This window comes from Vibrio sp. 811 (genome assembly GCF_033339195.1).
On sequence record NZ_JAWOUB010000423.1, the window covers coordinates 1 to 690 of the forward strand.

At 48.0% G+C, this 690-nt stretch carries 1 protein-coding gene; it reads right to left on the bottom strand.

Annotation, left to right across the window (positions count from 1 at the left end; translation table 11 throughout):
• The coding region (locus R7Q46_RS27265) for a sigma-54 dependent transcriptional regulator (protein WP_318078284.1) at nucleotides 1-690 on the bottom strand (690 nt) is incomplete at both ends.

Genomic DNA, 690 nt, shown 5'->3' on the forward strand with positions numbered 1-690 from the left:
TTTCATCTAAGAAGAGTGTGCCGCCCTGTGCAAATTCAAACTTACCAATACGCCGCCTTTCTGCACCAGTAAATGCGCCTTTTTCGTGACCATAGAGTTCGCTTTCAATTAAGTTTTCTGGCACCGCGCCACAGTTCACCGCCACGAAGTTATTGTTTCTACGAGAACTTTGTTCGTGCAGTGAGCGGGCGATAAGCTCTTTACCTGTACCTGTTTCGCCAAACAGCAGAATATCGGCATCTGTATCAGCAATGTGGGTGATGGTTTCTCGCAGCGTTTGGATGCTGGTGGTTTCACCGATGATTCGGGGGCCAAGCGTTTGGCTCGCTTTGAGTGATTGACGAAGTTTCTCATTTTCGTTCGTCAGTTGGCGTCTTTCAATGGCGCGCTTTACGGTTTCAACCAAGTGTTCTGGCGCAAAAGGTTTCTCTATAAAATCGTAGGCCCCTTGGTGTAACGCATTTACGGCCATAGAGATGTCACCATGGCCTGTAATCATGATGACTGGCAGGTTTGGGTCGCGTTGAACTAACGTGGTTAACAAGTCCATGCCTGAAATACCGGGTAAGCAGATGTCGGTCACAATCACACCAGCTTCGTCGCTTTGTTTCATGGCTAACAAGGCGGATTCCGCATCGGGAAAAAAAGTCGCTTCGATATCGGCTAGCTCAAACGTTTGTTCTATTGCTA